The sequence below is a fragment of the Nocardiopsis trehalosi NBRC 14201 genome, from assembly GCF_001552555.1.
GTDB lineage: Bacteria > Actinomycetota > Actinomycetes > Streptosporangiales > Streptosporangiaceae > Nocardiopsis_B > Nocardiopsis_B trehalosi.
In genome coordinates this window covers 1-9,829 of record NZ_BCRK01000211.1, presented here as the reverse complement: position 1 = coordinate 9,829, position 9,829 = coordinate 1, and the positions used below count along the sequence as shown (strand labels likewise).

The following is a 9,829-nucleotide window of genomic DNA, read 5'->3' as shown; positions in this document are numbered from 1 at the left end:
GGCCGCCCATGGCGGCCGCCCGCGGCGGAGGTCTCCGACCGAGGCAAGGGAAAGGGCCCGCCACCCGAAGGCGACGGGCCCTCCCCTTGACGTTCCGCACCCCGCGCGCCTACCCCCCAGCGGGCGCGTGGCCGGCACGTCGGTCTCGAAGACCTCGTCTCGACACGGAGGTCGAGACCACCGCTCCGTCGTTTCCAACGGGGCGGATACTCCCAATGTAGGGCAATGTTCGCGAACTACGCGAATCGCTTTGACGTGGCGTTCTTCACCGTCAGCGCGGCCCGGTCACCGTCCGTGTCGATGTGCTCCATCATCGCATCCGACCGGCCCTCCGCGCGGCGAAACCCGGAAAACGGCGAGGGCCGCTTCCCCGCCGTTTCAGCGGGGGAGCGGCCCTGGCGCGGGCGCCGGGTCAGGCCAGGCGCTTCTGCAGGTTCTCGTCCAGCGCGGCGAGGAACTGCTCGGTGGTGAGCCACTCCTGGTCGCCGCCGACGAGCAGGGCGAGGTCCTTGGTCATCTGGCCGCCCTCGACGGTCTTGATGACCACGTCCTCCAGCGTGGTGGCGAACCCGGTCACCGCGGGGGTGTTGTCGAGCTTGCCGCGGTGCTCCAGGCCCCGGGTCCAGGCGAAGATGGACGCGATCGGGTTGGTGGAGGTCGGCTTGCCCTGCTGGTGCTGGCGGAAGTGCCGGGTGACCGTGCCGTGCGCGGCCTCGGCCTCGACGGTGCGGCCGTCGGCGGTGCGCAGCACCGAGGTCATCAGGCCCAGCGAGCCGAAGCCCTGCGCGACGGTGTCGGACTGCACGTCGCCGTCGTAGTTCTTGCAGGCCCAGACGTAGCCGCCCTCCCACTTGAGCGCGGCGGCGACCATGTCGTCGATCAGCCGGTGCTCGTAGGTCAGGCCCGCCTGGTCGAACTTCTCCTTGAACTCCGTCTCGAAGATCTCGGCGAACACGTCCTTGAACATGCCGTCGTAGGCCTTGAGGATGGTGTTCTTGGTGGACATGTACACCGGGTAGCCGCGGTCGAGCCCGTAGTTCAGGCTGGCGCGGGCGAAGTCCTCGATGGACTTGCGGTAGTTGTACATGCCCAGGGCGACGCCGCCGCCCTCGGGGAAGTTGGCGACCTCCAGCTCGATGGGCTCGCCGCCGTCCTCGGGCGTGTAGGTGATGGTCACCGTGCCGGGACCGGGCACCTTGAAGTCGCTCGCCTTGTACTGGTCGCCGTGGGCGTGGCGGCCGATGATGATCGGCTTGGTCCAGCCCGGCACCAGCCGCGGCACGTTCTCGCAGATGATCGGCTCGCGGAACACCACGCCGCCCAGGATGTTGCGGATGGTGCCGTTGGGCGAGCGCCACATCTTCTTGAGGCCGAACTCCTCGACCCGCGCCTCGTCCGGGGTGATGGTGGCGCACTTCACGCCGACGCCGAACTCCTTGATGGCGTTGGCGGCGTCGACCGTGATCTGGTCGTCGGTGCGGTCGCGCTCTTCGATGCCGAGGTCGTAGTACTTCAGGTCGACGTCGAGGTACGGCAGGATCAGCCGCTCCTTGATGAACGACCAGATGATGCGGGTCATCTCGTCGCCGTCGAGCTCGACTACGGGATTGGCAACCTTGATCTTGGCCATGGCTGTGTGGCTGTCCTCTCGTTTCGGCTGTGGCTGGGGGCCCGGCGGTGCGCCGCGGGCCGCGCTCCGGGGCGCCCCAGCGGGCGCCGGCCGCGGCACCGGCGTGCGTCCGCGCCGTGCCCCGTGAGCTCGCCGCACAGCCGCGGACTCCCCGGCCCCGGGGCCCCGGATCGGGCTCCGGCCGGGCCGTCGGCGGCTCCGCCGATCGAACGTGTGCGGTATCTCGATATCAAGCTTATTAGACGGCTAAGCCGACAACTGCGGCGCTACCCACGCAAGCACGATGAGCAGCACCGCCAGGGTGGTCACCGTGACGATGTCGACCCACCGGCTGCGCACCGCCAGCATGCCGATCCGCTCGGGCGGCAGCAGGAACCGGAACGCGGCCGCGAGCAGCAGCGCCCCCGCGATGATGGCCGGCCCGCGCTTGAAGTAGGCCGCGGCGACGACCACGATCCCGGCGGACATGGTCGCGAGGACGAGGAAGTACGGCACCTGGGCCAGCCACCCGGGCGGTTCCTCGGCCGGGCCGGGCCGCCGGGGCCCGCCGGGCCCGGGGCCCTCGTCGGGCGCCTGTGCCTCGGGGGCCACCGCTTCCTCCACCGCTTCTCGGCTCACCGTTGACCTCACGCTCGCGCACACCTTTCGCGGCCGGCCGCCGGCGCGGCCCCGGACCGGGAGCGGCCGCGGCGGCCGCCGGGCGGCCGGAACCGGGGCGGGCGGGGCGCCGGGGCCCCGCGGTGCCGGGCCCGCGCGCGGGGGCACCGGCCGCGGCCGCCCTCATTGTAGTGAGACGCGACACCGCCCGCCGCACGCCGCTCCGGAAACGGTCCCCACCCGATCCGCCCACCGGACCGTCCCTATTCCCGGAAATCCCGTAAACCTGCCGGGATGACTGTCTAACTCGGCAGTAAGCGCGTAGAAACCGCACCGCCCGGGTAACCAGTGAGGAGACGAGTGCCACGGTGAGCGAGGACCACCCCCATGAATCCCACTCAACCAGCAACGCCGAACCGAACCCTCTCCGACACACGACGTCCCGCCACGCCCCACCGTGCACTCCCTCACAGGCCGCGCCCCACACTGGGAGGAACAACCGTGGACGGGCCCTATATGCGGGTCGAGGAAAGCGGGGACGTACAGCAACTCACAGCAGAGGTCACCACCGTCGGCCGCGGCGAGGGAGCCGACATCCGGCTCAGCGATCCCAGCGTCTCCCAGCTCCACGCGGAGCTGGTGCGCCGGGGTCCCTACGTCTACGTCGTCGATCTGGGCCTGTCACGCAACGGCACCAGGGTCAACGGCCGCCCCATCGCACGCCGGGTCCTCGAAGAGGGCGACGTCCTCAGCTTCGGGAGCGCGCGGTGCAAGATCGGCGGCCTGCCCCGGGAGGAACTCAACCCCGACGTGGAACTGCGCCGGGGGGCCGCTCCCGAACTCACCCGGAGAGAGCTCGACGTCCTCACGTCGCTCTGCCGCCCCGCTCTCTCCGATGAAGCTTTCGTCTCCCCCGCCACGGCCCGGGAGATCGCCGAAGACCTTGTCGTGACCGAGGCCGCCGTGAAGCAGCACCTGCTGCGCCTCTACCAGAAGTTCCGTATCCCCGAGGGGCCCAACCGCCGGACGCGACTCGCCAACGAGGTGGTCGCGCTCGGGCTGGTGCGCCCCATGCCGGTGCTGGACCGGGAACGCAAGGCCAGCTAGCCCACAAGGGGCCTCCCCCGGACAGAGGCCCCTTGCCAGCACCACCGCGCGGGTCAGCCCGCCAGACGCTCCGCGGCCTCCACCACGTTGACCAGCAGCATCGCCCGGGTCATCGGGCCCACCCCGCCCGGGTTGGGCGCCACGTGGCCGGCCACCTCGCGCACGTCGGGCGCCACGTCGCCCACCAGCCCGTTCTCGGTGCGGGTCACCCCCACGTCCAGCACGGCCGCGCCGGGCCGCACCATGTCGCGGGTGATCAGCCCCGGCACGCCCGCGCCCGCCACCACGATGTCGGCGCGGCGGGTGTGCTCGGCCAGGTCGCGCGTGCCCGTGTGGCACAGGGTGACCGTCGCGTTCTCGCTGCGGCGGGTCAGCAGCAGGCCCAGCGGGCGGCCCACCGTCACGCCGCGGCCCACCACCACGACCTCGGCGCCCTTGAGCGGCACGCCGAACCGGTTCAGCAGCTCCACGATGCCGCGCGGGGTGCACGGCAGCGGGGCCTCCTCCATCAGCACCAGCCTGCCCAGGTTGACCGGCTGGAGGCCGTCGGCGTCCTTGGCCGGGTCGATCAGCCCGAGCACCCGGTTCTCGTCCAGGCCCTTGGGCAGCGGGAGCTGAACGATGTAGCCGGTGCACGCCGGGTCGGCGTTCAGCTCGGCGACGGCGGCCTCGACCTCCTCCTGGGTGGCGGTCGCCGGCAGGTCGCGCCGGATGCTCGCGATGCCCACCTCGGCGCAGTCGCGGTGCTTGCCGCGGACGTAGGACTGGCTGCCCGGGTCGTCGCCGACCAGGACCGTGCCCAGCCCCGGGACGACGCCCTTGGCGCGCAGCGCGGCCACGCGGTCCGTCAGCTCCGCCCGGATCGCCGCGGCGGTCGCCTTGCCGTCCAGAATCTGTGCGGTCATCGGGTCTCCTAGCTCAAGCGGGGCGGATCAGTGGAAGAAGTGCCGGGTGCCGGTGAGGTACACCGCGACCCCGGCGCGCTCGGCCGCGGCGAGCACCTCGCCGTCGCGCACCGAACCGCCCGGCTGCACCACGGCCCGCACCCCGGCCTCGGCCAGCACCTCCAGGCCGTCGGGGAACGGGAAGAACGCGTCGCTGGCCGCGACCGCGCCGCGCACCCGGTCGCCCGCCCGCGACACCGCCAGGCGCGCGGAGTCGACCCGGTTGACCTGCCCCATGCCGACCCCGACCGTCGCCCGGTCGGCCGCCAGCAGGATCGCGTTGGACTTCACCGACCGCACCGCCCGCCACGCGAACGCCAGGTCGGCCAGCACCGCGTCGTCCACCGGCTCCCCGGTGCCCAGCGTCCAGCCGGCCGGGGTGTCGCCGGGGGCGTCGACCAGGTCGGCGCTCTGCAGCAGCGTCCCGCCGCTGACGGGCCGCGCCTCGGGGCGGGCCGACCGGTCCGGCGGGGCCACCTTCAGCAGCCGGATGTTCTTCTTGCGGGTCAGCACCTCGACCGCGCCGTCCTCGAACCCGGGCGCCACCAGCACCTCGGTGAACACGTCGGCGACCTGGGCGGCCATGGCCGCGCTCACCGGCCGGTTGACGGCGATCACTCCGCCGAAGGCCGACACCGGGTCGCACGCGTGCGCCTTGGCGTGCGCCTCGGCGACGTCGGCGCCGACCGCGATCCCGCACGGGTTGGCGTGCTTGATGATCGCCACGCACGGCTCGGCGAAGTCGTAGGCGGCGCGCAGCGCGGCGTCGGCGTCGACGTAGTTGTTGTACGACATCTCCTTGCCGTGCAGCTGCTCGGCCCCGGCCAGCCCCGCGGCCTCGTCGGAGGTGTACAGGGCGGCGTGCTGGTGCGGGTTCTCGCCGTAGCGCAGGGTGGCGGCCCGCTCGTAGACGGCGGCGTGGAACGCCGGCCAGCCGGTCTGCTCGGCGACGTCGTCGGGGGCGTAGTCGGCGGCGAACCAGGCGGCCACCGCCGCGTCGTAGCCGGCGGTGTGGGCGAACGCCTGCGCGGCCAGGCGGCGGCGCTGGTCGACGGTGAACCCGCCGCCGCGGGCGGCCTGGATGACGTCGTCGTAGCGGGCGGGGTCGACCACCACGGCGACGTCGCCGTGGTTCTTCGCCGCGGCGCGCACCATGGCCGGGCCGCCGATGTCGATCTTCTCGATGCACTCCGCGGGGGAGGCGCCCGAGGCGACGGTGTCGCGGAACGGGTAGAGGTTGACCACCACCAGGTCGAACGGGGCGATGCCCAGGTCCTCCAGGGTGGCCCGGTGCTCGGCCTTGGAGCGGTCGGCCAGGATGCCCGCGTGCACCTTGGGGTGCAGGGTCTTGACCCGGCCCTCCAGGCACTCGGGGAAGCCGGTGACGTCCTCGACGGGGGTGACGGGCACGTCGACCGCCGTCAGCCGGGCGGCGGTCGAGCCCGTGGAGACGATCTCCACCCCGGCCTCCGCGAGGCCGTAGCCGAGCTCCTCCAACCCGGTCTTGTCGTACACGCTGATCAGCGCACGCCGAATAGGCTGCTGACTCACCGGTTCTCCTCTGCAACGTCGCGGGATGTCGGAAGCGGTCCGGGCCCGGTCGGGCCCAGCCGCACGTGTCGGCCGTCCAGGGTCCAGCCGTCGCGGGCCAGCCGGCCGACGACGTCGACCAGCATGCCGCGCTCGACGGCCTTGATGCGCTCGTGCAGCGTGTGCACGTCGTCGCCGGGCTCCACCCGGACGGTGACCTGGTCGATGACGGGGCCGGTGTCGACCCCCTCGTCGACGAAGTGGACGGTGGCGCCGGTGACCTTCACCCCGTAGGCGAGCGCGTCGCGGACGGCGTGCGCGCCGGGGAAGGCCGGCAGCAGCGCCGGGTGGATGTTGATGACGGGGAACCGGCCCACGGTCTCGGGGCCGAGGATGCGCATGAACCCGGCGGAGACCACGAGGTCGGGGCGGTGCTCGGCGATCCGCTCGGCCAGGGCGGCGTTCCACCGCGCCCGGTCGGGATGGTCGGCGAACCGCGTGGTGAACGTCGGGACGCCGGCCGCGCGGGCGCGGTCGATCCCCCCCGCCCCGTCGCGGTCGGCCCCGACGGCGACGACGCGCGCACCGTACGCCGGGTCGGCGGCCGCGTCGAGCAGGGCGGCCATGTTGCTCCCCGTACCGGAGATGAGAACGACTACTCGCGCCGACAGTGTGCTTCCTCCTCGTGGAAAGGCGCTGCGGAACGGCCGCGTCGCCGTCCCCCGGGGGCGCGGACGGGCGCGCGGCATCCGGGGGGCGGGTGTCCGTGAACGGTCCGGAGGCGGCCCGTGGACGGTGCGGTGCGGGCGCTGCGCGCCCCGTCCGCGTGGCAAGCCTATCGCGCCAGGTAGCGTCTACTCGGAGAGGACCCGTACTGTGCGGTCCCGTGGGCGCGGGCGCCGGCCCGCGCCGCCCCCCATCCGCTTCAGCCGACAGGCACCGTCTTGAGGGAGCCCCTTGTGACCAACGAGCCGCCGGAGACCAACGCCGACGGGCGGCAGCCGCACGTGGAACGGGGCGGCCTGTGGGCGCTCTTCTTCTCCGCGGCCGGACTGCTGCTCCCGCCCTACGGGGTGGTGCTCTCCGCGCTGGCGATCTTCCAGGGCCGCAAGGCGCGCCGCGCGGCCCGCGCGAACCGGGGGCAGGCCCCCGGCGCGCTGCTCAGCATGGTCCTGGGCTGGGTGGGCGTCGTGCTGTCGGTGTCGTCGATCGCCTTCTACGCCATGGTCTGGACGGAGTACACCGACTACCGCGACTGCTCGACCCGGGCGCTGACGGTGGCCACCCAGGACGCCTGCGACGAGGCGTTCGGCGAGGCGCTGACCGCCCGCGGGCTGCCGCCGGAGGTCGGCCCGGCGCTGACCGGCTCGGGCGCCTGACGCCCGTCCCCGCCCCGCGCCGGGCGGCGCTCAGCCGTCCCGCGGGTCGGGGTCGGCCGGTGCGGGGTCGGCCTCGTAGGTGATGCCGTACAGCTCCTCGGCGTCGTCGTCGGCGTCGTCGCGGCGCGCCCGGCGCGGGCGCAGGCCGGACAGCAGCCGCGGCCGGCGGCGCCCGGCGGGCGCCTCCGGCTCCGGACCGTTCGCGGGCGCGGGCCGTTCGGCGGCGGGCGCGGACCGGCGGGGCGCCGGGACCGGCCGCGGGCGCCCGGTCGCGGCCGGGCGGTCCGGGGCCGGCCGGGCGGCGGCGCCGGACGCGGGACGAATCCCGGTGGCGGCGTCGGTTCCGACCTCGGCCCGGTAGTAGCGCCAGTTCGCCACCCAGGCGGCGATGGCGGCGGCCACCCCGACCTCCAGGGCCGTGATGAGCCCGACCTGCCAGGCCGACGGCCCGACCTCGGCCAGCCGGTGCGCCCCCACGGGGCCGCCGGCCAGCACGCACAGCGCCGCGCACACCAGCCCGGTGCTCACCCCGCACACGAACCCCCACAGCGGGGCGGCCTCGCTGACCACGTCGGGGGCGCTGCGCTGGGTGAGCACCCCGCCGACCGCGCCCGCGGCGAGCGGGGCGGCCAGCGCCAGCAGCGACAGCACGGGCGCCGGCCCGTTCTCGGGGACGGCCGCCAGCATCGGGAACAGCGGGAGCGCCCCGACGGAGACGCCCGTCGGCGCGACCATGGTGTCGGCGCCCAGCGCGAACCCGGGGCCCACGGCGTAGGAGAGCCCGAACACCAGCGCGTTCGGCACGTACACGAGCTGGGTGACGACGAGCAGCACGCCGCCCACCGAGCCCGGCGCCAGCTCCTGGGTGATGGCGACCGCCTCGTCGAGCCGGGCGCCCAGCCCGGTCCCGAACAGCAGCGCCCCGGTGGCCAGCAGGACCCCGGTGGCGCTGGCCGTGCCCACGAGCAGCGACCGGGAGCGGGCGGGCATCAGGTCGAGCAGCCGCCGCTTGGGGATGCCCTTGTCCCGCAGCATCTGGACGAGGGCGCCCAGGCCGCCGAAGGCGAACGCCAGCACGAACCCGGCGACGAGCGCCTGGAACATGCTCGGCCGCACGTACTCGGTCTGGGCGATGAGGGCGAGCGTCCCCGAGATCGCCGCGTAGGGGCCGGCGACGGCCAGCGCGGCCCGGAACACGTGCCGCAGCCGGGGCAGGTCGCAGCTGCGCGCGATCCACCGCCCCGCCCGGTAGAGCAGCAGGCCGGGCAGCACCACCAGGCCGAGGGGGAGCATGGTGACCCGCCCGCCCGGGATGCCGAACCCCACGTTGTGGCCGACGAGCCAGCCCTGCACCGCGGCCCGGAACAGGTCGGCGATGTCCTCGCCGAACGTGCCGTGCGGCGCGGCCACCCAGCCGACCAGGGTGATGGTCATCAGCACCGCGAGCCCGATGCCGGCCGCCCAGGCGGCGGCGAACCCGCCGGCGGTGTAGAGGGGGCGCGGCGGGTCGCCGTCGGGCGCCGCGGGGCGCCGGCCGCGTCCGCCGCCGGCGCGGGCGGCCGGGGCGCGGCCGCCGTCGCGCGGCGGGCGGGCGGTCGCGGCGGCCCCGCCGCGCTTACGGGAAGGATGTGCGGGAGCGCTCACCCCGCCATGCTGCCAGCCGGGCGCCCGGCGGGGCCCGCTTTGCCCGGGCGTGTCGCCCACCGGTCCGCCCGCCGATGTGCTATCCGGCGCGGCGCCCGGCGGGCGGGCCGGTCAGTAGGCGATGCCGATGGTGCGGCCGTAGGTGGGGCGCGCCTCGATGCTGCGGATCATCTCGGCGGCCAGGTCGGCGCGGGAGATCCGGTACCCGCCGGGCACGGAGGCGTCGAGGGCGGTGCGGTAGCGGCCCGTCGCGGGGGCGTCGGTGAGCTGGGGCGGGCGGAACACGGTCCAGTCCAGGCCGCTGGCGCGGACCTCGCGCTCCATGGCGGCGAGGTCGGCGTAGGTGCGGCGGAAGACGGCGCGCAGCACCGGTTTGGCGGCGGCGCGGTAGAGCAGGCGCTCGCCGCGGCCGTCGCGCTGGACGGGCGCGGCGCTGACGACGATCAGCCGCGCGGGGCCGCCGTGGCGCATGGCGCGGACCATGTTGGCGACGGCGGGCCGGCACAGCGGCGGGGAGGTGCGGGAGGAGGCGCCGAGGGCGGACAGGACCGCGTCGGACCCGGCGATGGCGTCGGCGACCGCCCCGGTGTCCATGACGTCGGCCTGGACGGTGCTGAGCCGGTCGTGGCGCAGCGGCAGGCGGGCGGGGTCGCGGACGACCGCGGTGATGCGGTGGTCGGCGGCCAGCGCCCTCTCGACCAGCATGCGGCCGGTGCCGCCGGACGCACCGAAGATGACGAGTCTCGCGCCCATGTCGCCTCACCCCGTGTCGGCCCCGGGGCGCGGGCGGCGGGGGCCGCCGCGCCGGGGCGGTTCTCGGGTTCATCGTAGGGCGCCCCGCGCGGTCCGGGGCCGCGGGGCCGCACGGCCGCGGGACGCGGACGGCCCGGTCCCCGCCGGGTGGGGCGGGGCCGGGCCGTCCGGGTCGTGCGCGCGCGCCGCCCCGAGGGGCGTGCGGCGGGCGCGGACTAGGAGAAGTGGGCGCGCGCCAGCTTGGC

The 9,829-nt window shown here is 74.9% G+C and carries 9 protein-coding genes; 2 read left to right on the top strand and 7 right to left on the bottom strand.

Going from position 1 to position 9,829, the window contains the following annotated elements; translation table 11 throughout:
- Positions 1–412: 412 nt before the first annotated feature.
- Positions 413–1,630, bottom strand: coding sequence for an NADP-dependent isocitrate dehydrogenase (locus NT8_RS24855; RefSeq protein ID WP_067974491.1), 1,218 nt, complete (start codon positions 1,628–1,630; stop codon positions 413–415).
- A gap of 246 nt (positions 1,631–1,876) precedes the next feature.
- A complete protein-coding gene (locus NT8_RS24850; RefSeq protein ID WP_084469258.1) occupies positions 1,877–2,248 on the bottom strand; it encodes a DUF3017 domain-containing protein in 372 nt (123 codons plus the stop codon).
- 480 nt (positions 2,249–2,728) lie between these two features.
- Between NT8_RS24850 and NT8_RS24845 the strand changes: the two genes are divergently transcribed.
- Entirely contained in the window at positions 2,729–3,334 is a 606-nt protein-coding gene (locus NT8_RS24845) for an FHA domain-containing protein (RefSeq protein ID WP_067974486.1), read from the top strand.
- Between the two features lie 53 nt (positions 3,335–3,387).
- Here NT8_RS24845 and NT8_RS24840 read toward each other — a convergent pair whose 3' ends face one another.
- Genes NT8_RS24840 through purN form a run of 3 tightly spaced genes read right to left on the bottom strand, consistent with a single transcriptional unit; the run spans position 3,388 to position 6,479 of the window.
- Complete coding sequence (locus NT8_RS24840; RefSeq protein WP_067974483.1) at positions 3,388–4,239, bottom strand: bifunctional methylenetetrahydrofolate dehydrogenase/methenyltetrahydrofolate cyclohydrolase; 852 nt, start codon at positions 4,237–4,239, stop codon at positions 3,388–3,390.
- 27 nt (positions 4,240–4,266) lie between these two features.
- The gene (purH, locus tag NT8_RS24835) at positions 4,267–5,829 is read right to left on the bottom strand and encodes a bifunctional phosphoribosylaminoimidazolecarboxamide formyltransferase/IMP cyclohydrolase (protein ID WP_067974480.1); all 1,563 of its coding nucleotides are present in this window, start codon (positions 5,827–5,829) and stop codon (positions 4,267–4,269) included.
- Positions 5,826–6,479 (bottom strand): phosphoribosylglycinamide formyltransferase, encoded by a 654-nt coding sequence (purN, locus tag NT8_RS24830; protein ID WP_281203528.1) that lies wholly within the window; start codon positions 6,477–6,479, stop codon positions 5,826–5,828. Before purN ends, purH begins: the two co-directional genes overlap by 4 nt.
- Before the next feature lie 288 nt (positions 6,480–6,767).
- Between purN and NT8_RS24825 the strand changes: the two genes are divergently transcribed.
- Positions 6,768–7,187, top strand: a complete 420-nt coding sequence (locus NT8_RS24825; RefSeq protein WP_067974475.1) for a hypothetical protein — start codon at positions 6,768–6,770, stop codon at positions 7,185–7,187.
- A 30-nt stretch (positions 7,188–7,217) separates the two neighbouring features.
- On the opposite strand, the gene NT8_RS24820 is transcribed toward NT8_RS24825, so the two are convergent.
- Both NT8_RS24820 and NT8_RS24815 read right to left on the bottom strand, forming a co-directional pair.
- On the bottom strand, positions 7,218–8,831 hold the full coding sequence (locus tag NT8_RS24820) for a cell division protein PerM (protein WP_449406621.1): 1,614 nt from the start codon (positions 8,829–8,831) through the stop codon (positions 7,218–7,220).
- A 111-nt stretch (positions 8,832–8,942) separates the two neighbouring features.
- Positions 8,943–9,584: an NAD(P)-dependent oxidoreductase gene (locus tag NT8_RS24815; protein ID WP_067974472.1), complete on the bottom strand. Its 642-nt coding sequence runs from the start codon at positions 9,582–9,584 to the stop codon at positions 8,943–8,945.
- Positions 9,585–9,829: the final 245 nt, after the last annotated feature.

Coding starts and splice junctions, on each gene's coding strand:
- NT8_RS24815 (WP_067974472.1), bottom strand. CDS start 9,584: ATGGGCGCGAGACTCGTCATCTTCGGTGCGTCCGGCGGCACCGGCCGC.
- NT8_RS24840 (WP_067974483.1), bottom strand. CDS start 4,239: ATGACCGCACAGATTCTGGACGGCAAGGCGACCGCCGCGGCGATCCGG.
- NT8_RS24855 (WP_067974491.1), bottom strand. CDS start 1,630: ATGGCCAAGATCAAGGTTGCCAATCCCGTAGTCGAGCTCGACGGCGAC.